The sequence below is a fragment of the Bacillus sp. RC240 genome (genome assembly GCF_044907945.1).
GTDB lineage: Bacteria > Bacillota > Bacilli > Bacillales > Bacillaceae_G > Bacillus_A > Bacillus_A mycoides.
Genome location: NZ_JBIYCT010000011.1, coordinates 44,799 through 68,895 on the forward strand (window position 1 = coordinate 44,799; position 24,097 = coordinate 68,895).

Annotated in this window: 21 protein-coding genes; 7 read left to right on the forward strand and 14 right to left on the reverse strand. The window is 33.1% G+C overall.

The features are described from left to right. The first annotated feature begins 102 nt into the window (after nucleotides 1–102). The gene (locus ABH955_RS24800; RefSeq protein WP_404457380.1) at nucleotides 103–1,281 is read left to right on the forward strand and encodes a DUF2515 domain-containing protein; all 1,179 of its coding nucleotides are present in this window, start codon (nucleotides 103–105) and stop codon (nucleotides 1,279–1,281) included. Continuing rightward, nucleotides 1,256–1,669, forward strand: coding sequence for a CBO0543 family protein (locus ABH955_RS24805; RefSeq protein WP_404457454.1), 414 nt, complete (start codon nucleotides 1,256–1,258; stop codon nucleotides 1,667–1,669). The genes ABH955_RS24800 and ABH955_RS24805 overlap by 26 nt, the downstream gene beginning before the upstream one ends. A gap of 53 nt (nucleotides 1,670–1,722) precedes the next feature. On the opposite strand, the gene ABH955_RS24810 is transcribed toward ABH955_RS24805, so the two are convergent. Then, entirely contained in the window at nucleotides 1,723–2,478 is a 756-nt protein-coding gene (locus ABH955_RS24810) for an HAD-IIB family hydrolase (RefSeq protein ID WP_404457382.1), read from the reverse strand. Nucleotides 2,479–2,556: 78 nt separating this feature from the next. On the opposite strand from ABH955_RS24810, the gene ABH955_RS24815 reads away from it, so the two are divergent. Continuing rightward, nucleotides 2,557–3,246: a Crp/Fnr family transcriptional regulator gene (locus ABH955_RS24815; RefSeq protein ID WP_098168943.1), complete on the forward strand. Its 690-nt coding sequence runs from the start codon at nucleotides 2,557–2,559 to the stop codon at nucleotides 3,244–3,246. A gap of 62 nt (nucleotides 3,247–3,308) precedes the next feature. Here the strand turns inward: ABH955_RS24815 and ABH955_RS24820 are convergent, their stop codons facing one another. From ABH955_RS24820 to ABH955_RS24865, 10 genes are all read right to left on the reverse strand, one after another. Then, nucleotides 3,309–3,731: a YfmQ family protein gene (locus ABH955_RS24820; protein ID WP_404457384.1), complete on the reverse strand. Its 423-nt coding sequence runs from the start codon at nucleotides 3,729–3,731 to the stop codon at nucleotides 3,309–3,311. Nucleotides 3,732–3,796: 65 nt separating this feature from the next. Continuing rightward, nucleotides 3,797–4,468 (reverse strand): LrgB family protein, encoded by a 672-nt coding sequence (locus tag ABH955_RS24825; protein ID WP_404491778.1) that lies wholly within the window; start codon nucleotides 4,466–4,468, stop codon nucleotides 3,797–3,799. A gap of 23 nt (nucleotides 4,469–4,491) precedes the next feature. Then, on the reverse strand, nucleotides 4,492–4,848 hold the full coding sequence (locus tag ABH955_RS24830) for a CidA/LrgA family holin-like protein (protein WP_002088017.1): 357 nt from the start codon (nucleotides 4,846–4,848) through the stop codon (nucleotides 4,492–4,494). 33 nt (nucleotides 4,849–4,881) lie between these two features. Next, nucleotides 4,882–6,315, reverse strand: coding sequence for a MocR-like pyridoxine biosynthesis transcription factor PdxR (pdxR, locus tag ABH955_RS24835; RefSeq protein ID WP_002088019.1), 1,434 nt, complete (start codon nucleotides 6,313–6,315; stop codon nucleotides 4,882–4,884). Nucleotides 6,316–6,382: 67 nt separating this feature from the next. Further along, the gene (locus ABH955_RS24840) at nucleotides 6,383–7,180 is read right to left on the reverse strand and encodes an alpha/beta fold hydrolase (protein ID WP_404491798.1); all 798 of its coding nucleotides are present in this window, start codon (nucleotides 7,178–7,180) and stop codon (nucleotides 6,383–6,385) included. Beyond that, on the reverse strand, nucleotides 7,180–7,860 hold the full coding sequence (gene bshB2, locus ABH955_RS24845; protein WP_404491799.1) for a bacillithiol biosynthesis deacetylase BshB2: 681 nt from the start codon (nucleotides 7,858–7,860) through the stop codon (nucleotides 7,180–7,182). The genes ABH955_RS24840 and bshB2 overlap by 1 nt, the downstream gene beginning before the upstream one ends. Before the next feature lie 32 nt (nucleotides 7,861–7,892). Then, the gene (locus ABH955_RS24850) at nucleotides 7,893–8,087 is read right to left on the reverse strand and encodes a hypothetical protein (RefSeq protein WP_002066705.1); all 195 of its coding nucleotides are present in this window, start codon (nucleotides 8,085–8,087) and stop codon (nucleotides 7,893–7,895) included. Between the two features lie 193 nt (nucleotides 8,088–8,280). Then, entirely contained in the window at nucleotides 8,281–8,988 is a 708-nt protein-coding gene (locus ABH955_RS24855) for a GntR family transcriptional regulator (RefSeq protein WP_002033710.1), read from the reverse strand. A 30-nt stretch (nucleotides 8,989–9,018) separates the two neighbouring features. After that, on the reverse strand, nucleotides 9,019–10,428 hold the full coding sequence (locus tag ABH955_RS24860; RefSeq protein WP_103458250.1) for a glycoside hydrolase family 1 protein: 1,410 nt from the start codon (nucleotides 10,426–10,428) through the stop codon (nucleotides 9,019–9,021). Between the two features lie 205 nt (nucleotides 10,429–10,633). Continuing rightward, complete coding sequence (locus ABH955_RS24865) at nucleotides 10,634–11,623, reverse strand: phosphatidylinositol-specific phospholipase C (protein WP_404457387.1); 990 nt, start codon at nucleotides 11,621–11,623, stop codon at nucleotides 10,634–10,636. A gap of 381 nt (nucleotides 11,624–12,004) precedes the next feature. Here ABH955_RS24865 and ABH955_RS24870 point away from each other — a divergent pair, with 381 nt between their 5' ends. The 3 genes from ABH955_RS24870 to ABH955_RS24880 all read left to right on the forward strand — a co-directional run bounded on the left by ABH955_RS24870 (nucleotide 12,005) and on the right by ABH955_RS24880 (nucleotide 16,912). Then, the gene (locus tag ABH955_RS24870; RefSeq protein ID WP_404448004.1) at nucleotides 12,005–12,802 is read left to right on the forward strand and encodes a cell wall hydrolase; all 798 of its coding nucleotides are present in this window, start codon (nucleotides 12,005–12,007) and stop codon (nucleotides 12,800–12,802) included. A 302-nt stretch (nucleotides 12,803–13,104) separates the two neighbouring features. Beyond that, a complete protein-coding gene (locus tag ABH955_RS24875) occupies nucleotides 13,105–14,442 on the forward strand; it encodes an NAD(P)/FAD-dependent oxidoreductase (protein WP_404491779.1) in 1,338 nt (445 codons plus the stop codon). Between the two features lie 550 nt (nucleotides 14,443–14,992). Further along, nucleotides 14,993–16,912 carry an LTA synthase family protein gene (locus tag ABH955_RS24880; RefSeq protein WP_404491780.1) on the forward strand — a complete coding sequence of 640 codons (1,920 nt, stop codon included), beginning with the start codon at nucleotides 14,993–14,995 and terminating at the stop codon, nucleotides 16,910–16,912. Nucleotides 16,913–17,011: 99 nt separating this feature from the next. Here the strand turns inward: ABH955_RS24880 and ABH955_RS24885 are convergent, their stop codons facing one another. After that, nucleotides 17,012–19,795 (reverse strand): dynamin family protein, encoded by a 2,784-nt coding sequence (locus ABH955_RS24885; protein WP_404457391.1) that lies wholly within the window; start codon nucleotides 19,793–19,795, stop codon nucleotides 17,012–17,014. Between the two features lie 485 nt (nucleotides 19,796–20,280). On the opposite strand from ABH955_RS24885, the gene ABH955_RS24890 reads away from it, so the two are divergent. Beyond that, entirely contained in the window at nucleotides 20,281–20,466 is a 186-nt protein-coding gene (locus ABH955_RS24890; RefSeq protein WP_000461142.1) for a hypothetical protein, read from the forward strand. A gap of 454 nt (nucleotides 20,467–20,920) precedes the next feature. Here ABH955_RS24890 and ABH955_RS24895 read toward each other — a convergent pair whose 3' ends face one another. Both ABH955_RS24895 and mutL read right to left on the reverse strand, forming a co-directional pair. Beyond that, nucleotides 20,921–21,907: a choloylglycine hydrolase family protein gene (locus ABH955_RS24895; protein ID WP_372488811.1), complete on the reverse strand. Its 987-nt coding sequence runs from the start codon at nucleotides 21,905–21,907 to the stop codon at nucleotides 20,921–20,923. Nucleotides 21,908–22,145: 238 nt separating this feature from the next. Further along, nucleotides 22,146–24,089 (reverse strand): DNA mismatch repair endonuclease MutL, encoded by a 1,944-nt coding sequence (mutL, locus tag ABH955_RS24900; protein ID WP_002167757.1) that lies wholly within the window; start codon nucleotides 24,087–24,089, stop codon nucleotides 22,146–22,148. Nucleotides 24,090–24,097 lie beyond the last annotated feature (8 nt).

The window sequence follows — 24,097 nt, forward strand, 5'->3', positions numbered from 1 at the left end:
CGACTTTTGAGATGGGAGTCTTACTGCTCGTTAATAGCGGGATAAATGGAATGATCCATAACCAATACCACATTTAAACTCATGGCAAAGGGAGGTAATGGAATGTACCGAAGCAATTCAAGCAACACAAATAACGAACCTTCCAAAGTACTCCCTCTCTCCCTATTCGACGTGAAAAATGAGTTAATACAAAAAAGCAACCTCATCCATTCTGATACAATGTGTAAATTAACGAAAGAAGAGCAACTTATCATCGATAAAATTAAAGCTCAGACAAAAGAACTAAATAAAAATAACGTCACAAGAACACGTGCATACTACCAATTTTACATTCAATATCCAGAAATACATTGGGCACTACTTGGGCATATCGTATCACGTAACGGTGGCTGGAATATGACCGATTTAAAGGGAGATTTATATACGAGAATTTTATCAGAGAAAGATCAAATTACATTTTTTTCTTTTTTAGAAAGGGGAAATTGGCTTATTTTCCAAGATATATATCCTCAATTTTTGCTATATGAACAAAGTGTAAAAAGATCGCAAAGGCTATTTCACCTCCTCCCTCACCTAAATGTTTCTACATTTATGGAAACGATGTGGAACGATTTTTGGAAAACAGGTAACAAAAAAACGTTAGCAATTGCAACTATTATTAATGAACAAAGCTACTTAGAAAAAAGAGTTATTCAAAATGTACACTTTAAAAAGACTGTATTAAATAGTATTGGATTTAAACTCTTTGATTTTTTTCAGTTTAATCATATCCTTTTCCCATTTTACGAAAATGATAAAAAGCAAAAAGTATTACTATTTGGTGATACAATGAAACATTTCACCTCTTTGCATGAACGAATTTCACTTGGAAAACGGTTGTATTCATTGTTATTTCGGGATACACATATTTTATCTCAAATAATAAACTGGGTCGATCACCATCCACATACAGGCTCAAGAAAAGATTACTGGCCTCATTTATTTTCTAGTGTAAATGAATCTTTTTCGCGTGAGTTTTATAAACGCCGGATAAAGAAATGCCAGTTACGTAGTGACGCGTATCGTATATACAGCCCTGCACTCATCTATGCATGGCGGGATATGAAACATGAAGAAGTTGAAAATGAAGATTGGTTTAACGATTGGCAAGTTGTAAATTATTTAGTTGATAAGGAGGAAAATATAAATGGACAAATTACAGAAGACTACTGCAAAACACTCGAAAAAATTGAACTCGCAATTCTCGCAAAGAAAAATGTCCTCCTTCGAGAAGAAGAATGATTTTTTAGCATTATTAGTTACAGTCTTACTTTCTTCTATTATTGGAACTTGCTTAGATGCTTTCTTTGTGCATACACAAATATATTCCTTTCCAGTTAGACCTTTCTCATCTATATTTTCAGTTAACATAGGCTTTACGTTGTTTGTGCTACCAATTTTAACAATCATTTTCATACAAATTTCAAAAACATTATCTGCAGTTTCTAGAACTCTATTTATTATTTTAATAGGGCTTTGTGCTAGTATTTTTGAACAAGTTGCTGAGAGGCTAGGCTTATTTGTACATAGTACGGATTGGCAGCATAGTTATTCTTTGTTTGGATATATGTTATTTTTATTTTTCATATGGAAAGTCTATCAGTCAATTATTAATAAAAGCGGGTACTAAAAGGCTAACAATCTTTTTAGTACCCGCTTTTATTATGTTTCACATACACATTTTTATGCATATGACTCTGCTAACTCAATAATTTTATCAACAATACTTTGCTCGTCAATCTTTAAACATATAGACGCATGTTTTATTAATACTTCATGACTCCCAACACAAATACTTTCCTTAGCATGTATAAACATTGATAAGTCGTTCGAATCATTACCAAACACTACGAATTCTCCCTCTTTTATACCTAATCGTTTTAAACCTTCCCATTTATCAATATGTGGCGGACTTATATCAATAACCCCCTCTTTATCGTGCTCATATATTCTTATAGGAAGTTCTTCCAACGCATTTATGATTAATTCTTTTTTTATATTATCAGGAAATAAAACCACTTTTACTACTTCACCAATTTCATCAATATTCATATTAATAGCCAACTGATTAGGGTCTATGTTTTTGTAGATAGGGTGACTCTCACTTCCTGTATAAGCATAATTCCATTGACTATCTACCAAATATGAAAGACTATACTTTTCTATGATTGAACGCATAGCACTTACTGTTTCAATGTCAAAACGTATAACTTCAACAATTTCTCTATCCTTTGCGATAAAAGCACCATTTCCACCAATCATTGAATAATGATGCATATGAGTTGGTAGAACAGGTAATAAATCTCTAATTGGTCTAGCAGATGCAAATATAATCTCATGCCCTATACTATGACAAACGTCTAGCGCTTGAATAATCTCTTTCGTTACTGCGTTTCCTTTAAAACAAATAGTACCATCAATATCAAAAATAAATTTCATATACATCACTCCTTTCTTTTTAATGTATATGAATTATTTTATAATAAACAGGACAGATGTCCCAAAAGGAGAAACATTATGCAAAAGATTGCAGATAATACCTTATTATTAAGCTACTTAAATAATGAGTACATAAAGAAGCTATTCCAACAATTCAATCATCCATTTGAGATTCGCAGATACGCAGCAAAAGAAACTATATTACAAGAAGGTGCAGCTATCGACGGCCTTTATATTCAAATGTCAGGACGTACAAAAATAACTTCAAGTGTAATTACAGGTAAAGCATTATTACTACGATTTTGTTCTGCAGTTTCTATCATGGGGGATATTGAATTAATTCAATCCGTAGACATACAATCTCATGTAACTTCCGAACAACAGTCTGATTTTCTTTTTATCGATAAAAATTATGTAACAAGTTACTTATTACACGATGTAGTCTTTCTTCAAGAGCTAATTCATCATGTCACTTATAAGCTTCAAACTTGCACAACAGCTTCACGTATCAATTTACTGGCTTCTGTGGAGACACGCTTTGCTAGTTATTTATGTACAGCCCGAAATCCTTCTAATTTATTTGGGCGAGAAATTCATACTAAAGATCATCATGAAATTGCCTCATTAGTCGGGACAACTACCCGTCATCTTAATCGAGTCATTGAAAAACTAATAACTAACAATATAATTCATAAAAATAATAAGCAAATTATTGTTGATGATTGGAAAGCTATTGAAGAACTTTCAAATGGACTACGATATGAATAAAAGTTTAATAATTATATAGACCCTACCTATAATAAAGAGACCGTTATAATAACGGTCTCTCCTTAAGCATAATCTTCAGTTACTGCTACTGAACGACTTTGAAGGCTTTTTGATCGCAAACGATATGCAACTACTTTCTTCTTATATTGCTTTACTACATCAACGTGTTCCTCGTAGCTATATATAGAAAATCTAATCTCTCTTTTTCCTTTCTTCGTCTCAATGACTATCGGTGTACCATTCCCTTGCGGCGGAAAATAATGTTTATCTAAAAATAAAGCCTCGTTAAATTCATGAATAACTTGAAGTTTCATTTCTCCTTCTATACTTTCCCCATCTACCGTTACAGTAGTATTTTCCTCATCAAGTTTTTGGTGTAACTCAAATCTACTAATAATTGATTCTACAACAGAAGTTGGCATACTAGAAACTAGTACTTTAAGAGCACCAAAAATACATAATGTAACTATAAACCATGTTGTCATTTTCATCATCTCCATTACGCTCTAAAATGAGTAGTGTTATACTCCTTATTACGATTCATTAATTTTCAAAACAAAAATTTCACTCCATAAGGTACTAATATACTAATAAGTATCCCTGTTACAATCATCGTTACCGAACCGATAGTTGCCTCTTTCTCTCCTTCTTTCACTAGACGGCTCACACCAATAATATGTGATGCGCAGCCCATCCCCACTCCTTTTCCAATCGTACTTGTTATACGGAAAAACTTAAGTACTGTCGGTCCGATAATAGCACCTGTTATTCCTGCAACAACTACAAAACTAGAGGTCATAGATGGAATGCCACCAATTTGATCCGCTACTGAAATGGCAATGGGCATTGTCGCTAATTGTGGTAAAGTTGTTAATATAAGTTCCTTATCTATATTTAAAATTCCACCAATCACTACATTCATACTCGTTAAAGCCACTATACCTATCACTACGCCGATTAGTATCGCTAAAAAGTTTTTCATAAGTATCTTTCGCTCTTTAAATAGAGGTATGGCTAACGCTACAATTGCAGGACTCAAAAAGCCTGAAAGAATGTCTCCCCCATTTTCCTTATACTCATGATGAGAAATACCAAATATCAAAAATAAACAAATCATAATTGCTGTAACTGTTAATACCGGTAACGTAAATGGAAACGCAAATTTTTTATATAGCTTTGTCGCCAATAAATAAATTACTACAGTAATAAAAATTAAGACCATTTGAATAGCGCACCTTGTCGATTTTATTTTTTTGATGTTACTAATAATTGACTTACATACCCTGAAACAATCAATGTTACTACCGTACTTGCAACTACTAAAAGGAATATAATACTCCCCTTACTTAAAAGAAAAGATCCATATTCCATTAATCCTGTTGTCGAAGGAATTAGAAATAAGGGTAAAAATACTATTAACTTTTCTGCACCTACCTCAAACCACTTTAATGGCAAAATACGAGTAGAAAGGAGTAGGAACAATATTAACATCCCTATTAAACTTCCTGGCATAGATAGATGGAATACTCCTTGAATCCACGTACCAGCTAAGCTAAACACATATAGCACGCCTACTTGAAGTAAAAGCGTCACGTACTTCATTTCTTTCCCTCATTTCCATATTACGCTTCACTATTATGAAATCTCATTTAATGTTTCCGCAAACCTTGTAACTCCAAGCTGAATTTGTTCTACATTCGCTCTGCCAAAAGTAAATCGGATATATTCACTTTTCGAACCTAGGACGCTTCCTGGGACAAATGCTACACCATTTTGTATAGATTCACCTAGTAAATGATATTCATCAAACGTTCCTTGCACTTTGCACCATAAATGTATTCCGCCCTCAGGAACAAAAAATTCAATCTGGTCCCCTAATATTTCTTCAAGCTTTCTAATTAACTCATCTCTTCTTTGTTTCAGTTGTCCACGAAGCATCGTAATATGCGTATGAAAATCCTCAGATTCTAAAAATTGGTTCGCTACCCACTGTGTAAATACACTATGACCGAAATCAACTTGCTGCTTCGCATCTGCCAATCTCTCAATTACGCGCGTGGGGCCAATTACCCAACCAATACGTAATCCTGATGCAACAATTTTTGATAATGAGCTCACATAAAGAACATTCCCATTTTGATCCATCGATTTCAATGTTGGATTCACTTCTCCATTAAAAGAAGTCAAACTATACGGATCATCTTCTACAATCGGTATACCAAATTCAGAAGATAGTTCTAAAACCTTTTTACGTCTTGCCAATGAAAGTACCGTTCCAGTTGGATTTTGATAATCCGGATTTAAAAACACCATACGAATGCGATGCTTTTTGTGCAAATCGATTAAGTCATCTGGATTCATACCATGCTGATCAACTGGTAAACGGAATATTTTTAAACCTGCTGATTTAAACATCGGAAGTGAATAACAATAGGAGGGATCCTCAATTGCAATCGCATCTCCAGGCTTTAACAAACATTGAACGATAAGATTAAGTGCTTGCTGAGCTCCAGATGTAATAAGAATAGAGCTTGAATCTGCTTCTATTTGTTTATATTGCTCGACATGTGCCGCAATGGTTTTTCGCAACATTTCATTTCCAAGCGGATGGTCATAACCGAGATTTCCCATAAATGTTTTCTCCGACAAAATTGTTCGAAATCTATCACTCGGAATTAAATCTGATGACAATTCACCACTCGCTAAATTGATTAAATCATCTTTTTGTGTTTCCGTTCGAATTTGCTGAACAAGTGGTACATTAGGTAAGAATGATCCATCCTCAACGTACCTACCCCAGTTCGGTATTCGTTTATGTGACACACCCCATATATCTGTATTCACCCGGGTGCCGCTTCCTTTTTTCCGTTCTACTACCCCAAGTGATTTCAATTCTTCATAAGCAGCTACGACCGTACTCCGGTTCACTTGTAAATTCTGTGCTAACATACGCTCGGAAGGTAATTTTCTATCAGAAGGGAATTCACCGGTAGAAATGCCTCTTTCAATGTAATCAGCAATTTGTTTATAAACTGGTATCTTATCTTCACGATTCGGTTGCCATTCCATTTAGTTCCCTCCTCTCCAAGCTGGTGTCCTGAACTCATTAATAACAGTATTCACTGTAAAAATGGTATTAATCAAGCGCATGATTTAAAAATGCCTCTACCGTCACATTAAAGCTAGTAGGCTGTTCTAAATAAGGTAAGTGCCCACTATTTTTCAACTCAACGAAAGTCACGTTTCTCAGGTGTTTTTCAAATTCTCTCACATACTTTTCCGGAACAAAATAATCATTCTCTCCTCGTATTATTAATGCAGGACATGCAATGTTAGACAGGTATGGTCTTTGATCGTAATCAACTAATTCAGCAAATAACCTTTGAATATGAATCGGATGAATCGTTTGTAGGGATTGATGAAATCCTCGGACAATTGCATCATTATCTTCTACTCCCATTGCTCTCAATAACGTATCCGCCCAAGTTTTCCCTTTATCCTGTAAGCTAAGTAAATCATATACTTCAAGTCGTTCTTTACGATCTGCCTGTTCTAAATAGGGAAATGCATTTACAACAATTAAGCTAGAAACAAAACGTGGATATTGAATAGCAAAATCGATACCCACTCTAGCTCCTTTTGAAAGACCACAAATTGTTACTGATTTTAGCTTTAAATGATTACATAACTCATATAAAACATTTGAATATTCTTTAAAACTAATTTCCATCCCTTCGGATTTCCCATGCCCAGGTAAATCGAGTGAGATTACGGTCCATGTCTTCTTGAAGTATTTTCTTTGATATAACCAATTATTCGAATTTCCTCCAAGACCGTGTAAAAACAATATGACAGGCCCCGATCCTTCTATATTGTAAAAAACCTTTCGATTCTTATATTCAAAATACATATTCATCACCTTCAGATGTAGCATCACATATTTTTATCTTTGAATGAATATATCCAAAACGGTTCTCTTTCTAACCACTCAACTGTTTCTGGAACACCATCTTCATACTCTCTTTTCAGTTCCGTTACCTTAGTCGCAAATTGTGATGCATGTGCTTGCAATGCCTCGAGCTTTTTTGGAACATATTCTTTTACTTCATTTTTAAAACTTGGAGGTCCTATTTCTGCTTCATGATTATTTGAAAAAGCTACAGCATAAAATGTTGGCCTTTTATTTTCCGGAATATTAGCTAACGCCCTGGCTACCGCTTCTCCTGTTGCATCATGATCTGGATGCACTGCATATCCCGGATAAAAAGAAATGACTAACGAAGGATTCAATTCTTCCACATATTTTTGTATTACACTTCTTAATTCTCCAGGAGTTTCAAATTCAAGCGTTTTATCACGATATCCCATCATACGTAAATCTTTAATCCCTAAAATATTAGTAGCGCTCTTTAGTTCTTTCTCTCTTATAGCATATAAGGATTCACGTGTTGCAAAAGGAGGATTTCCCATCGCTCTCCCCATTTCACCTAACGTTAGGCAAACATAAGTAAGAGGGACTTTCTGCTCAGTATAAGCCAAAATTGTTCCAGCCACGCAATACGACTCATCATCCGGATGCGGGAAAACAACTAAAACGTGGCGCTCATTTTTCATCAATATATTAACTCCTTCATCATATACAAACTTTATAAAATAACGACCGCATACCAAGTAACTCCTACAAGAAGCACTAAAAGAAGAATGATATAGATAGCGGATAAGTTTTTCACATTCCTCTTTGTAGACTTACCGTAATTCTCCTCTACATTTCGTGCGACTAGTACGGTCCCAAACAGTGATACAACTACAATAATAACAACTAGTGAAATCGCAAAACTCATTGTCTTCCACCTCTCTAAGGCCAGTCTATTTTAAAGCATGAATAAAATACTACCTTTCTTCTCTTATCATAATAGAAGTTTATAAAAAACGGACCAACCACTTTTGTGTTTTTTTGCTCATCCACTTTAAAAATAAAAAGCAACTGCTCACTTAGGACCAGTTGCTTTTTTACAAGGCTACTTATATTCATTTTCAATTAAAATTAATCCGATTTAAAAGTTTAGTCTTTTCATAATGAAACATTGATTGAGATAGCTCGAAAATTGTTCCATTTACAAGATAAACTGTATTTTCAATAAGAAGCGCTGGATCACCTTCATTTAGTTCTAAAAGCTTTGCATTTTCTTTATTTATTTTTTCACAACTAATAACTTTATCGGCAAAGCCAATATTTAATCGTAAATCCTCAATGAAATAACTGTATACAGAACTTAATGCTATTTCTTCATTCAAATATGGGATGATATCTTTTTTGAAATAACTTACTTCAATAGAGAATGGTTTACCATCTACAATTCTTAAGCGCTTCAAAAAATATAGCCTAGTTCCAATCTCACATTGCATCCGTTCTACTATCTCTTCATTTGCCTCTATTACTTCAATCTCTAGCACTTTCGTTTCAATATTTTGTGAAACGAGATTTTTCGTTAATCCACGTAAACTTCCTAAATTAATGTAATCTGTTACAGAAGTTTCACGTAAAAACATACCACTACCTTGCACTTGAAAAATATAACCTCTATTCACAAGTTGACTAATTACTTTACGTATCGTATTACGGCTTACTTCAAATCGATTCATCAACGCTTCTTCTGTAGGTAATTTTTTCGTTTCATTAAAAAGCCCATCTCGAATGTTTTGCTCTAACACATCTGCAATTTGTTTATACTTTGCACTCATACACTTTCTCCTAAAATACTCTTTTATCTGTTATAACTCTTCTCCTCTCGTTTCGATCACATGTTTATACCAATGAAACGAAAGTTTCTTCTTACGTTTTAAGTTATCATTATGATCGACAAAAATAAAGCCATATTGCTTTTTATATCCATTTAACCAACTTAACAAATCAATAACTGACCATGCATAATAACCTTTTAAATTAATTCCCTCTTGAATTGCACGCTTCATTACTTTTAAATGCTCTTCAATAAATTTAATTCGCGGAACATCTACAATTTCTCCGTCAATGATTGGATCTTCATCACCAAGTCCATTTTCCGTTACATACATCTTTATGTCACCGTAACGCGCTTTCAACATATGCAATCCATCTAAGAAACCTTCGGGAGATATTTCCCAACCCCATTTGGTATATGTTTTATCATCCATTTTTACTGTTCGATAAAAACCATCAAAAGAAGGATTACCTGGAGCAAGTGTTGAGTTTTCTCGAGAATGCTCCTCGCTCTTTATATCCATATCATATCTTTCTACTCGTATTGGCTGATAATAATTCAAGCCGATAAAATCATTTTTTTCGGCATTTTGTTTAATGATTTCTAATTCTTCAACCGTCCAATTAGGAGTCCACCCATTTTCCTTTAATTGTTGTACAACATAAGACGGATACTCACCTTTTAAAACTGGATCGTAGTACCAATACGTTTCATATTCATTCGCATGAGTTGCTGCTAGTATATTTTCTTTTTGATCATCCACACTATAAGCAGGTAAGAAAACATGTGTAATCCCAATCTCCCCATACTGTTTCAGCTGCTTGTACACCGCAACTGTTTTCGCATGCGCATAAAATACATAATGAGTCGCTTGAAAATACTTTGGAACATCATTTTGTATTCCTGGTGGATGTGCACCTTTTAAATAGCCTAATCCACAAAACATTACTGTTTCATTGAAAGTAATCCAATGTTTCACTCTATCACCAAATGCCTTAAAGCAAATTTCTGCATACTTTACAAAAGCCTCTGCTGTTCGTTTATTCGTCCACCCACCATCTTTTTCTAACGGTAATGGTAGATCCCAATGATATAAAGTGGCAAACGGTACAATCCCGTACTTTAAACATTCATCAATTAAATTGTTATAAAATTCAATTCCTTTTTCATTTACCTCTCCATCTCCAGTCGGCAATATTCTCGCCCAAGAAATCGAAAAACGATACGATTCCAATCCCATCTCAGCCATTAAACGAACATCTTCCTTATATCGATGATAATGATCAACCGCTATATCACCATTTGTTCCATCGTATGTTTTGCCAGGAATTTTTGAAAACTCATCCCAATTCGTAACACCTTTTCCATCCTCATTCCATGCACCTTCTACTTGATAAGAAGCTGAAGCAGCTCCGAATAAAAAATCATGTGGAAACTTCATAGTATATACCTCCGTTTCATTACAACAAATCAAATTCATTACTACATATAAAATTTATAGGTACAAATTTTATATGTAGTAATTATAGCTTAAGTTTCGATTTTTTTCTATCATGAACGTACGATATGTAAAGCTATATTTGATGTTAATTTTTAGAAAACAAAAAAGAAGCGATGTATTTCATCGCTTCTTACTATGACAATCTTTACTCTTTTACAAGTGACTTATTCGCTCTTATAACTTCTTCATAAAGTATTGGGGACCATTTTTCATTTATATAATCTTGAATTACCCAGCCCACTCTCGTAGGATTCTTTTGCTTCATATAGTTTGCAATTTCAGGATTTATGTAGGACGCATAATAATATGGACTATTCCATGCTGTACCACCAGAAGACAAGCTTGTAAAATTAATATATAGATGATTACAATCTTCACTGTTGTTAATCGTTTCATTTATCGTATCTTTAATAGATTTTACTTTCTCATCATAACTCACTTTATATTTATCTTGTACTGTTACATTTACACTTTGATTTACAGTTGTCGTAAACGTCTCATTATCTGGCCAATAAAAATTATTATATCCTCCAGATTCATTACTACCACTGTATCTTTCTAGTAGCACAATTTTTCCTCGAGCATCTCCAAGTCTTATATTCCCTTCTGTTTTTAAAAAGATAGGATCAGGAAAATATTTTTTTTCAAACGTACTACTAAATGAATCTTCTGCCCCTTTCATATCCTCATACTCTTTTTTTAAAGACATAATAATCGTTTCACTTGGATTATCTTTTAAAAATTGTTTCGCTTCATTTATAAATTCATGCAATGTTACATAAAGATATAATGGCCCATGATGAAGAACTATCGTATTATCATCTGTTAAACGCCCTCTAATATCAAAAATTCTAGCTCCGTGATCCATTTGGTAACGAAAATTATATTCTTGCGTCATTCCCCATACTTGCTTTATCGGATTTTGCAACTTGAACGTTCCACTATCATGTGTTCCTGGAATTGAAATCCGTGCTAACGGTACGTTATCGGGTATAGGTTGCATCCATTTTGACCAGTTTTCAAGCCCATTACCAGCGCTAGCAGCAACTGCTTGCTTATCATTGAAAGCAAATACAAATGTGCTAAGTATAGTACTACATATGAATAATTTCAAAATAAACTTCTTATTGCTCATTTTTATCCCTCTCTTTTTCTGTTTTATATCAAACTTATTGAATATAATATAAGCTACTTAATAAATAATGTTTCATAAATATGGAATATTGCATAGAAGTAAAATTTAAAAACATCCACATATTCTCATCTCAATGCATTAAAAAAATTTAATATCCCTTTTCACTAGATAAATTATAGTAAGCAACAACTCGAACTTCAATGGGCTTTCATATGCAATATTTCATATTTGGGTCCTACATGATATAAATAAAAAACTTATAATGATTATTTATTCTATACGTGCTAATATACTTATATTAAAATATAAATACATACCTTATATACTCTGAACTACATTACTCAACAGTTAAAACTTAATTTTTTATTGGGAGGATTTACAATGAAATTATTAAAAATAAAACATATAATTCCTTTATCTGCGGCAGCAATTACATTCGTATGTAATCAAGGTGTAGCTGAGGCTTCCACCATTCATACAGTAAAAAAGAATGATACACTTTGGGGTATCAGTAAACAATATGGAGTTTCAATACAATCTATTAAACAAGCAAATAATAAAGGAAAAGATCAAACTTTTATTGGTGAACAGTTACATATTCCAGGATCCATGAAATCAAATGAGGTCACTGTTCATCAAAACGACAAACCTAAGAACATCTCTGGACAAATTATTTATCAAGTACAGCCGGGAGATTCATTAGAAATTATAGCAAAGCGTTACAATGTTACCGTTCAATCTATAAAACAAATTAACAATACAGTCGGAAACAAGCTTTATACAGGACAACATTTAAAAATCAATTCAAGTATTTCAGAAAAAGAAAAAGACTTAATGGCACGCTTAGTTACTGCTGAGGCAGGTGGCGAATCATATAAAGGAAAAGTAGCGGTGGCGAAAGTTATCTTGAATCGTGTAAATGCAAATGGTTTTCCAAATACAATAACAGGTGTTATTTATGAACCTATTAAACGCGGATATGCATTTACTCCTGTTACTGATGGTAGAATTAATCAGCCTGCAAGCGCAGAAGCAAAAATGGCAGTAGAAGAGGCTATCTCTACAAATGGAATAAATTCTGATTGGCTTTATTTTTATAATCCAAAAACTTCAACAAACAAATGGATTACGACACGTCAAACAGTAGCGGTAATCGGTAACCACGTCTTCGCTAAATAAAACTATAATTCTCTTCAAATTTATGCACTTAACAACTATTTCCAATGATTAGCAGACCTCTTCACTTAAAAGGTCTGTTTTTTTATATGTAAGATTTTATTAATCATATGACATAGTGATCATTTAAATCTATTTCTTCTTTCAAATAAAAACATTTGTATTTACTCCACCACTCGGAGAAATTAAAAAAGCATCAAGTTCAAAAACTCCCTCTTTATTAATAAAAGCTATTTCTTAACTTCATAAAAGTGTTATACACTAAGAAAATAAAAAACAAACTATTCGTTAGCAGGTGAAAGAATATGTATGATGTTACAATTATCGGAGCTGGAGTAAGTAGCATCTTTATGGCTTATTCATTAGCCCAAAGTAACAAAAAGATTTTAATTCTTGATAAAGGTAAAGCGCTAAAAGATCGCCATTGTCCTTTAGACCAAGGAAAAGTGTGTAATTGTACTACATGTGATAAATATTTCGGATTTGGTGGTTTAGGAAAGTCTGAAGGGAAATTTAATTATACAAATGGATTTGGTGGCGAACTTGAGCAAAAAGTAGGTAAAAAAGCTTTTATACAACTCATGGCTGAAGTAGATGAAATTCTATGTCAGTTTGGTGGAAGTTCCGTTTCAAAATATTCTACAGAAAATCTAAATCTCACTAAGAGAGCTGAAGCTTGTGGTTTACAAATGCTAACAACAGAAGTAAGGCATCTTGGTACTACACTTTCAAGTAACATTTTTCAGCAGCTCTACGAATTTTTACTTACGAAAATAAATATCCGATTTCATATAGATGTACAACATGTCGTTAAGCAGCAAGACCATTTTAAAATATCTACAAATCAAGGAACTGTCCATTCTAAGCAATTAGTATTTGCAACTGGGCGTTCTGGAACGGATTGGTTAAAAGAAATGTGCTCTTCCCTTGAAATTGCACAGGAGCAAACCCGTATAGATTTAGGTATTAGGGTAGAGATGAAAGAACATCAATTACGTTCTATATTAAAAGATACATTTGAGACGAAACTTTCTTATCAGCATGAACATTTCACGGCTACTACTTACTGTATGAATCCAAAAGGACGCATTATTCGAAAGTATGAAGAAGGTTTAGTTATGCCTGACGGTCAAAATTTTCGAGAGCAAGGAACTGGCACTTCTAACTTAAATTTCACTTTATTTATCCCGCGCTATTTTCCAACTCTCAAAGAAGCAAATGTATACGCAAGTTCAATTATTAAAAGCATTAACCAAGGACGAAATCGGATTGTTATACAGCGTTTAGAGGACTTAATAAAGAAACAACCTACAGCGGAGAACAACATGAAACGTAATCGTATACAGCCTACACTACACGGAGATTATGGAGATTTGAATGAAGAAATTCCTCCATTATATATTGAAGGACTCAAAAAATTTTTATTACGTTTAGAACAATTTATCCAAGAACCTATCGATAAAGATACTTTATTATATGGAATTGATGGAAAGTTCTACGCTCCTACAATAAAAATCAATAACCATTTTGAAACAAGTATGAATGGGCTATTTTTAATTGGAGATTGTTCAGGCGTCACTCATTCATTATCTCAAGCAGCTGCAAGTGGTCTGTATGTTGGAAAATATTTATCAGGTATTTAAACTTTTTAATTAAGATACCAGTCAAATGTTTTAAGTTTCACCAACACTTTACTTATCTAATAATAGCTTTAACGAAATTATTATCCCTCCCCCGCTGATGATTAAGCCACAAAGAATCAGGATTTTACGGGATATATTGAACACACATGAAAAACTACATTCTATATAGAATGTAGTTTTCTACTAATTAATATAACCGTTTTCTTCAAGCTTTCTTTTCTGAAAATTTAAACTGGTTAAATGTCAATAGTTTAAAAATCATCTATTCATTTTCACTTTCATTTGTTCGATATTTTGTAACATCGCCGTAGTGTTTAATATGTTAGGATGTCTATAAGTATTTTTTACTACAACTATGACTTTTTCTGCTCCGTTTCTAAAAAAATTAGATTTATGTTACTTCGCTTTAAAATTCTCCATTATATGTATATGAATACTTCAAATTATTACCTTTAGAAAAATATAATCTAAATGGTTCACCACACTCTAATAGTTATAAAAATATAATATATAACATTAGTTAAATAAATTCTATAAAGAAGGTGTAAAAATGAAAAATAAAATAAATTTACAACTGCAAAATATAAGCTTTGTTATAATAATTGCTTTAGCAGTATGGTTAAAAACATATCTTATTACGCGATTCAGTTTTGATTTAAAAATTGAGTCTTCTACACAAGAACTTATTTTGTTTATTAGCCCTCTCGCTGCATCGTTAGCATTTGTTGGATTAGCATTATTTGCAACCGGTGAAAAGAGAAATTATATAGCGCTATGTATTAATCTCTTATTAACAATCGTACTTGTTGGGAATGTAATGTTCTATGATTTTTATAATGATTTCGTTACGTTACCAGTACTTGGACAAACATCAAACTTCGGCCAATTAGGCGGCAGTATTATAGAAATATTGAACTACAAAACTATACTCGCATTCGTAGACATTATTTTCTTCTTTATTTTATTAAAAAAGAAAGCAATAGTCTTTAAAACAGAACGTGTAACTCATTCTTCACGCTTATTATATTTTCTTTTAACAATTGGTGTATTTTTTGCAAATCTACAGCTTGCAGAAAAAGAACGACCTGAATTATTAACGAGATCCTTCGACCGCGTAATGCTTGTGAAAAATTTAGGACTATACACTCATCAAGTATATGATTTAACACTACAAGTAAAGGCTGGATCCCAAAAGGCACTTGCAGATAGTAGTAAATTACAAGAAACTGAAAACTACGTAAAATCAAACCAAAGTGAACCAAATCCTAATATGTTTGGTGCAGCGAAAGGAAAAAACGTAATTGTCGTTACTCTTGAATCTTTGCAAACCTTTTTAATAGGTGCATCAGTTAACGGTCAAGAAGTTACGCCATTCTTAAATGAATTCATAAATGAAAGCTATTATTTCGATAACTTTTTCCACCAAACTGGTCAAGGAAAAACATCGGATTCTGAATTTCTAATAGATACATCGTTGTATCCATTAAATCGAGGTGCTGTATTCTTCACGCACGGTAACAACGATTATACTGCGACTCCAGAAATTTTACGTCAGCAAGGCTATTTCACTTCTGTATTCCATGCGAATAACGCAACATTCTGGAATCGTAATATTATGTACTCCGCTCTTGGTTATGATCGTTACTATAATGAACTTGATTACAAAATTACGCCCGAAACAAATTTAAATTGGGGATTAAAAGATATCGAATACTTTGATCAATCAGTAGATATATTAAAAACTGTTGATCAACCATTTTACGCTCGTTTCCTTACTTTAACAAACCATTATCCATTTACGTATGATGAAGATACAAAATTCATTGAACCATACAACTCTGGTAATGGCGTATTTGATCGTTACATCGTAACAGCACGTTACTTAGACAAATCAATTAAAAAATTTATTGAACGTTTAAAAGCCGAGGGAATGTATGATGATTCTATTATTGTGTTATACGGTGATCATTACGGCATTTCTGAAAAACATAATCGCGCAATGGCACAGTTTTTAGAAAAAGATCAAATAACAGAATTTGATACTTTAAATTTACAACGCACACCTTTATATATTCATATCCCTGGCCAAACAGAAGGTCAAACTATTTCAAAGCCTACGGGACAAATCGATATGAAACCTACCATTCTAAATTTATTAGGGATTGATACTACTAACGATATCCGTTTTGGCCATGATATGTTTTCAGATGAATATACCGGTTTTGTTGTTTTACGTGATGGTAGCTTTATTACAGACCAGTATGCATATACAAATCATACTTTTTATAATCGAGAAACAGGTGAGGTTGTAGATTTACCAAAAAAAGAAGCTCAAGAAATGATTAACCGTGCACAAAATGAATTACGAATGTCTGACAAAATTATTGAAGGCGATTTATTACGTTTCTCAGAAAGTAATAAAATTAAAACTGGAGAAGTAAAAACTAAAATTAAAGAAACTGAAAAATAATCTATATGGCAAAGGAGCAACTTATTAAAAGTTGCTCCCTTTTTACTTTCTTATAACACATGGTGCAATTTTATATAAAAAATCTGATATATTTTACTTTTATTCTACGCTTGTTTCTAAAGTTACATCTGTATAGGAATTATCCTCACCTATATTCAAGATTACTTCACATTGACGTAATCTCAATTCAAAGAGCTTTATAGGATCATGGTAAACTTCAGGGTTTGATTTCATTTTATGCAATTTATCTTGTTTTTCTTTTATTTCTAAATGAGTGTTTTCTATAGCTTGTTCCAACGCACCAAATGGATTTCTAAAGAACATATTAATATCCCGCTCTTGTGTGTTTTCAAACAGCTCAAATTGCAAGAAAAACTTCTTCATAATAGAAGTCGTTACATCGGTATAATCTTCATTTTCTAAATACTGTTTGTATTTGTTATATAGCATAGCTTTATTTTTAGGAAGAACTCCAAATAATTTACCGGCACTTTTCAGTAAAAATTGCGCTGGTGTAAATCGGCGTAAAATATTTACTTCTTCCATTTGTATTCTAGTTGTCATTCTATCAGTATCTCTGCGCCAGTCATCAATTACTTTAAAGTCACATTCTAACTGTATTCGATTTTCTCCAAATAAAGAATTAAGTCCTTCACTGGTTTCTTTTAAGTACAATTGACTTTGAAGGAGCTCATTATTAGAGGTCGCAATCCAATTTTGCATAGAGCGAGCAAGATTAGGTAATACAGTTTGTTCTAGATATTGTTGCACTCTTCCATTCATCGCTGTGTTTAGTTCAATATCAATGTGACTAAAGTCGCTTTCTTCACTAATTAAATCGGAACAACTCTGCAATAGTTTCGGAATATGTTCTTTAAGATCATTAGTAATTTCGCTTTTCATCGTACGATATGATTCTGTAATTAAATGAATTTTTTCCTTCTCAAAAGCAGTAAGGTTATTAATACAACCATTAAGTTTAACTAACATATCTTCATTCGAATTAATAGAATCCACTAGATCTTTTTCCCTCTCGACGCGTTTATCCAAAAGATATGTAATTGTTTTTCGAATGAAAAACAATAGCTTTTCAGTACGTTCTGCATCGATATTTTTATAGTTAAAGTTAAAATGAATAAACTCAGTTAAATCGTTTAGTTGTTTACTATTTGTATATAACGAAGAATAAGGGAAAACTCTTGCATTAGGGAAATATGTGTTAATTCTCACTTGCGTATCTTGTATAACTCTTTTTGCTTCTGCTTCATTGTAAATGTTATCAATTTTATTTAATAAAAAATGAACTTGTAGATGTGGTGTATGTTCTTGGATACTTAATAGAATGTCACGTTCTTTGTCAGTAAAAGGTGAATCCGCATTCAATACGAATAATAATTCATCTACAGAATTTAAATATTCAAACACCTCATCTCTCGCATCATTGTTCCTATTAAAGCTAGGTGTAACAACGCATGTAAGTTTGTTTTTACTTAAAAATCTGCATGGTAACTTAAATTCAACACATGCTCTATCTCTATATGTTTGACGGTGTACTGCCATCATGTTATGGAAATCAGAGAAATTCTCAGTTGTTGTAATTTCCGAATCTGTTATAGCGTTAATTTCTGTATAAGTGTCATTTTTAAAAACAACTACATTTGAGATTGAGTTTTCTAATATATTTTCTCCTAAAATAGAGTTAATAAACGACGCTTTTCCGTTTCCTGAAGTTCCAGTTACTAATAGGCGATTTGTTCTTAAATCTGCAAGCTCACCAACTAACCAGCTAAATCGGTGACCCATTTCTAAATTATGTTCTTGTGCCCAGTGTGTAATAGATTCAAAAAGATGTAAACTATACTCTAAGCCATTCACATGATTAATAGAATATGAAAGTAGGTTTTCCGCATCTTTTATATCCGCTGAATCTATTTTAGAAGGAAAAATCTCATCCCATGCCAATACTGCTGCAGATGGAAATACAGCATGAGAGGGATTGACTACCTTTAACCAATTTGTTAACAGATTTGGAATGATATCGTGTAGTTGTCTAAGCATATATTGACCTTGAATTAATTCAAAGTATGTTTCTTCGTAAAGAGAAGAAATTTCGTCCCATATATCGGACGAATGTATTTCGATATGTATGAAAAATTCATTTATTGTGTTGAGCCATAATAAGTAATTTTGTTCATCTTTATAGCTGTGCCAAAGTGATGAAACAATTTGCGTAAATTGTACTTGATCTACATTATTTAATGTAACTAATACTTTATAAAAATAGTCTGGTGAAATATTTTTAGTAAATCCTTTATCGATGTATTCTTTTAGGACCTCAAACCACGGATAAGATTCTGTTCGAATTAACTCGTTCACAGCAAGCTCTATTGCACTATCAAAATCTTGCTGTTCTTCATAAAAGGAACGGGCAATTGTTGTGACGTTTGGATAATCGGGATTTAAAGAAACCGCTTCTTTTATAACAGCGAAAGCTGAATCAAAATTATTTTGCTCGATGTAAAGAGACAGTAATTGCAGTACAATTTCGGTCATAAGTATTTTGTTATCAGTAGTAATGGAAGTATACACATTTTCAGCAACTGATAATCTATTAAGTTCGAAGTAAGCATCCGCAATATTTTTTTGTGCCCATGGCGCTAATTCATTACTAACTTTCTCCCATTTAAAAATAGCTGCTTCAAAATCTTGATGGTGATAATAAAATTCACCTTGTGCAAAACGAATATAAGATCCATCAGAAATCTCATTTTTTTCTTCGTTTACATAAGCTTCTCCAAGTACTTGAAGAGGTGGGTGTGTTTCATTCTCCATTAGGAATGTTTCATAATACATCTTTTTTATTAATTGTTTTTCTAATCTCATCTTTTCCCCCACTATATCTCAAAATACATTTTTTGAGATATGTCAATACTTTTTTGTATGTATGCTTTTTATCTTAACAAAGAATTCCTTTTGAAAAATTTCATTTTCCTTTCATTTTTCAAGTAAGATTGAATTTTTATGAGAAAAGTTTCAGTTTTTTTTCAATTCCCTTTCAGTTGTGAAACAACATTAAATGTTCCTAATAACCTAATAACACTATAATATTCCACATTATATTATCAGGAAAACTATATATATATTACATTATAAAAACAATCTATAACGAATATATATGCAAGATTCCCTTCGCTAATAAATAAAAGAAATCATTATAATATATTTCTCACATTGTTTTCCTTTGAAATATTTCAGTAGTTACGTAATTAAATTCCATTAACCTATATAAATAACTAGTCCAAAAAAAATCTATATGCATATCATGTTATAGTAAAGAATTCAGGAAATCCTAAAAAGGAGGCATTTTCATGTTTGAAGATAAATCTAAAATAAATTACCCATACGAATTTACTGAAACTACAACAGTCCCTCTAAAAAACCCCATCAATAAAACTTTCAAAAACGGCTCTGGTACACATAACTTCCCAATTAAAAAGCATTATAAAGAGCAGGTTTTATATACTGAAAAAATTAATAATAATAAAAATAAATAATCGCATAAATCCTTGTAACAATGTGCCAAATAAGAATCTATATTAGACCTTGCATAGTTATGTTTTTATTAATGTATAAATCTTTCTTATACAACTCATGTACTTTTAAAAAGTGCTGATATACAGCGCTTTTTTTATACATAGATAATGGAAGAACTTGAATTATAAATATAAGGTATGGATTTTTTCCATACCTTTTTTGTTCGTTGCTATTTATAAATGGAGTACGCTCATGTTTACTTTGCATAATAGCACTTTAATGCCCCTTCTAGAAGTCGTTGTATTGAATTTATATAATACCTTGAATATTTTGCGTCTATTTTTTCTTAAGGGATATTTATTCGGGTTACTTATTAGATTATCAATTATATCCCTTCCGATTCCTACTTTTTATAGGTCATTATTGCTCTATTATATATATTTAAAAATTTACTAAGCGTTGTTTCAAAGCTACTTAGTTTTCATAAAATATTTTTTGTTTTCGTTGGAACGAATAGGCTTTAATCTCATCTGTATCTAAATTTTCATGAAATAAATGAATGGCTATAATCTGTCTACAATCGTAGGTATGGTAATAATATGTTCCGGACTCCATACACATTACGCTTGTATATATGGTATTATCTAATGTACCTTCTTCTGTTATTACTCCACCTTTAGGAACCTCGCAATTTGATAAGATATGAAAAAGGGCCGATACTCCCTCTTCTTCGCTATCTATATCTTGAATATTTTGTTTGCCATATGCTGCCCGCACAAACCTTGATGGCGGGGTGAAATCCCCAGGAAGTCCCATTGAGCCTGAGCCTTGCCCAAAAGCACTTAATGGTAAATCACTCCACTCTGTTGGCGCGAATGGCTGCGCTTTAAGGCCAATATATTGTCTTAAATTTTGTAAATGCCAATTAAACTCCGGACTATTCGTCATCACTCCTAGTGGGTTGTCATACATTTTTAATCCTTCATTTGTCGGCTCCAGTACAATACAATCTCCCCATTTATCCGCTAAAATCCAATGTAGTGGTGGCGTAAGTCCTAAATCCGGTAATGGTATATCCAAAAAGGTAATGCTATCTACAGACTTCTTTAACTCTTTGACAGAATTGAATTGTGTGAGACTCCAAGTCACAAAATCAAATGGAGCCAAATTCGTTTTGTTGTCATCTATGCTTTGACTATAAGTAGCGAATCCTGGAAAATAGAGTGTTGCACATGTCATACCTGCTTCATTTACTCCGTCCGCCATAATAATCCTTCCTTGATGATTAATTCCCATTCCGACCGTAGCATGTTTCGTATTGATGATTTCACCAGTTATATTATTCCACTGGTAATGCCGAGGAATGATTATTACTTCTTGATTCAAATCTAATGTGAAGTCCATCGTTCTTGCAAAAAGATGCTGACCGTTTTTTGTCTGTAATGTCAAACTAGTACACATAAAGAACACCCCATTTTATGGTTTTATATACACTTTACATAATTCTGATAAATCTGTAAATTAAAAACCCCTTTCCTTACAAAAAAAATGAGAAAGCACATATACATTACAAGTAGGTTATTTCTAGTTTATAAATGAATGTTAAAAAAGGAGCGACTTGTTACTATCGCTCCTTTTTATTTCTCTCTATATTTTATTAAAATAACCAGGAACCATTTTTTCTCTATGGACAGTATACCTACATAACCCTCTTAAACATCTTCTCCAACTCATAAGTAGAATGATGCACCAGAATCGGTCTTCCATGCGGACATGTATATGGGTTTGTTGTTGTACGAAGTTCTTCAAGTAAAGCGAATATTTGATCGTTCGTTAAATATTGATTTGCTTTAATCGATGCTTTACAGCTCATCATAATAGCTGCTTCTTCACGTAATTTTTTAATATCAACTTTTTTTAGTTTGACGACTTGCTCCATCATCTCATCAATGATTTCTGTTTCTTGTCCTTTCGGGAACCACGTTGGATGCGAACGAACGATAAAGGATTGATGGCCAAACTGCTCTAAAAATAGTCCGACTTTTTTTAGTTCTTCTAACTGCTCTTCGACACGTAAAAATTCGGTAAGAGATAAATCTATGCGGTACGGTACAAGTAATTCTTGTACTTCTTGCGTAACTCGTCCCACTTTATCACGGAAATATTCATAATTGATGCGCTCCTGCGCAGCATGCTGATCAATCATATATAGCCCGTTATCATTTTGAGCGAAAATATATGTTCCGTGCATCTGTCCAATTGGATAAAGTGGTGGTAAATCGTTACCGTTCATTTCAATCTCTTTTATTTCGTGAACTTCTTCTTCCAATTCCTCTAATTCAAAATCGTCATCGTTGCTAGTCCATTCCTTTTCCTCTCGAACCGTTTGTTCTATTACCGGCTTAGAGGATGGCTGCCAGCTTTGCTCTTCTCTTACTAGTGACTGTGGTGGTTGCCATTCTTGCTTCGGCGGTTGCCACAGTTGTGCTGGTTGTTTTACAGTCGTTGTTTCTTCTTGTTTCTCATCCATTCCTGTTGGTAAAACGATGTTAGGCATAGATGATTCTCTCGGTTTTGTATGCTCAAACTTGAACTGTTCTTGCACACTTTCATCTTTTTCTTTTTTCCTCGTTGTTACACCAGCATCTGGAATGAGTTGTATTTTTTTGAATGCAGCTTGCAATGTTTCTTCGATAAGCTTTAGCAATTCTTGTTCTTTACTAAAGCGTACTTCTAATTTTGCTGGATGTACGTTGACATCAACAAGCATTGGATCCATTTCAATTGATAAGAAACCGATTGGGTATCGTCCGATTGGCAATAACGTATGATATCCTTGCTGAATGGCTTTCATTAATACGAAATTTCGAACGTAACGGCCATTTACAATCGTTGACATATAGTTACGCGACGCTCTCGTTACTTCTGGTAATGTTACATATCCTTTAATTGTAAAGTCTAGAGATTCAGCTTCAATCGGAATAAGCTTCTTCGCAACTTGAATGCTGTAAATCGATGCAAGTACTTGTCTTACATCACCATTCCCTGATGTATGAAGCAATTTCTTTTCATTATGAAACAGTTTTAACGATACTTCTGGATGAGACATTGCAATACGATACACGATATCTGTAATGTTCCCAAGCTCTGTATGAATAGTTTTCATATATTTAAGACGCGCTGGTGTATTAAAAAATAAGTTTTGTACAGTAATATCTGTTCCTTTTCGGCTTGCCGTTTTCTCTTGTTTTATAATGTCTCCACCTTTAATACTAAGGTGTGTACCAGGCGCATCACCTGTGCTCGTAATTAATTCTAATTCACTCACTGAGGCAATACTCGGCAGGGCCTCTCCGCGGAAACCGAGCGTTCTTATACGAAATAAATCATTTTCATCTTTAATTTTACTCGTTGCGTGTCGTTCAAATGCAACGATACAATCTTCTTCAGCAATACCATCTCCATTATCGATGATGCGAATCTTCGATAATCCAGCTTCTTCTAAGTGGATTTCAATAGATGTACTATTCGCATCGATGGAATTTTCCACGAGTTCTTTTACAACTGAGGCCGGGCGCTCTACTACTTCCCCTGCCGCAATTAAGTTAGAGAGTTGATCATCGAGTTTGCGAATTTTCCCCATCTACTTAC

Coding starts and splice junctions, on each gene's coding strand:
- ABH955_RS24880 (WP_404491780.1), top strand. CDS start 14,993: ATGAAAAATAAAATAAATTTACAACTGCAAAATATAAGCTTTGTTATA.
- ABH955_RS24870 (WP_404448004.1), top strand. CDS start 12,005: ATGAAATTATTAAAAATAAAACATATAATTCCTTTATCTGCGGCAGCA.
- ABH955_RS24805 (WP_404457454.1), top strand. CDS start 1,256: ATGTCCTCCTTCGAGAAGAAGAATGATTTTTTAGCATTATTAGTTACA.
- mutL (WP_002167757.1), bottom strand. CDS start 24,089: ATGGGGAAAATTCGCAAACTCGATGATCAACTCTCTAACTTAATTGCG.
- ABH955_RS24840 (WP_404491798.1), bottom strand. CDS start 7,180: ATGCTACATCTGAAGGTGATGAATATGTATTTTGAATATAAGAATCGA.
- ABH955_RS24890 (WP_000461142.1), top strand. CDS start 20,281: ATGTTTGAAGATAAATCTAAAATAAATTACCCATACGAATTTACTGAA.
- ABH955_RS24820 (WP_404457384.1), bottom strand. CDS start 3,731: ATGACAACATGGTTTATAGTTACATTATGTATTTTTGGTGCTCTTAAA.
- ABH955_RS24810 (WP_404457382.1), bottom strand. CDS start 2,478: ATGAAATTTATTTTTGATATTGATGGTACTATTTGTTTTAAAGGAAAC.
- ABH955_RS24800 (WP_404457380.1), top strand. CDS start 103: ATGTACCGAAGCAATTCAAGCAACACAAATAACGAACCTTCCAAAGTA.
- ABH955_RS24860 (WP_103458250.1), bottom strand. CDS start 10,428: ATGAAGTTTCCACATGATTTTTTATTCGGAGCTGCTTCAGCTTCTTAT.
- ABH955_RS24850 (WP_002066705.1), bottom strand. CDS start 8,087: ATGAGTTTTGCGATTTCACTAGTTGTTATTATTGTAGTTGTATCACTG.
- bshB2 (WP_404491799.1), bottom strand. CDS start 7,860: ATGAAAAATGAGCGCCACGTTTTAGTTGTTTTCCCGCATCCGGATGAT.
- ABH955_RS24830 (WP_002088017.1), bottom strand. CDS start 4,848: ATGAAGTACGTGACGCTTTTACTTCAAGTAGGCGTGCTATATGTGTTT.
- ABH955_RS24825 (WP_404491778.1), bottom strand. CDS start 4,468: ATGGTCTTAATTTTTATTACTGTAGTAATTTATTTATTGGCGACAAAG.
- ABH955_RS24895 (WP_372488811.1), bottom strand. CDS start 21,907: ATGTGTACTAGTTTGACATTACAGACAAAAAACGGTCAGCATCTTTTT.
- pdxR (WP_002088019.1), bottom strand. CDS start 6,315: ATGGAATGGCAACCGAATCGTGAAGATAAGATACCAGTTTATAAACAA.
- ABH955_RS24885 (WP_404457391.1), bottom strand. CDS start 19,795: ATGAGATTAGAAAAACAATTAATAAAAAAGATGTATTATGAAACATTC.
- ABH955_RS24815 (WP_098168943.1), top strand. CDS start 2,557: ATGCAAAAGATTGCAGATAATACCTTATTATTAAGCTACTTAAATAAT.
- ABH955_RS24865 (WP_404457387.1), bottom strand. CDS start 11,623: ATGAGCAATAAGAAGTTTATTTTGAAATTATTCATATGTAGTACTATA.
- ABH955_RS24855 (WP_002033710.1), bottom strand. CDS start 8,988: ATGAGTGCAAAGTATAAACAAATTGCAGATGTGTTAGAGCAAAACATT.
- ABH955_RS24875 (WP_404491779.1), top strand. CDS start 13,105: ATGTATGATGTTACAATTATCGGAGCTGGAGTAAGTAGCATCTTTATG.